Raw genomic sequence first — 675 nt, forward strand, 5'->3', positions numbered from 1 at the left:
GGTCGTCCGCCTGCGAGATCGGGAGGACGAGCATGAGCACGCCTGACCCGATCCTCGCCGCGCTCGACCTCGTCAACGCAGCGGAGCAGGAACACGTCACGGCGTGCTCCGACCTCGACGAGAGTGACGAGGCCGCCATGCACCGCTGCAACGCGGCCTGCGATCGGGCTGCCACCGCCCGACGCGAGCTCACGCAGATCGTGCCGACGACGATGGGCGGACTACAGTCCCTCGCCGCCCACTACTGCCGCTGGGGCGAGACAGGCGCAGAGGAGAGTTTCAGCCACCTCGCTCGTTCCTTGAGGGGGGTTGAATCGAACCGGCCCCTCCGCCCCTCCGAAGAGGCAGAAAGCCTATCACCTGAGCCAGATAGCATCGTGAATCGGACGATGGCTTCAGACCCTCCCTGCGCAGGCGCCGGGAGGGTCAATCCCGGCGCCGCCGTCACCAAGGCGTGCCGCTAATACAAGCGCTACGAGTGCGGCCCTCTTCTGCACATGCTGGTCGTCCGCCTGCGAGACCGGGAGGACGATCATGAGCACTCCTGACCCGAATCTCGACGCGCTCGACCTCGTCAACGCTGCGGAGCAGGAACACGTCATGGCGTGCTCCGACCTCGACGAGAGTGGCGAGGCCGCCATGCAACGCGGCAAGGCGGCCTGCGAATGGGCCGCC

1 protein-coding gene is annotated in these 675 nt (G+C 67.3%); it reads left to right on the forward strand.

The genetic code is table 11. The annotated features are described in order from the left end of the window. A partial coding sequence (locus MKK54_RS02335; RefSeq protein ID WP_244008894.1) for a hypothetical protein occupies positions 1 to 464 on the forward strand: 464 nt, incomplete at its 5' end. Positions 465 to 675: the final 211 nt, after the last annotated feature.

It is taken from the genome of Methylobacterium sp. J-068 (assembly GCF_022829445.1).
GTDB lineage: Bacteria > Pseudomonadota > Alphaproteobacteria > Rhizobiales > Beijerinckiaceae > Methylobacterium.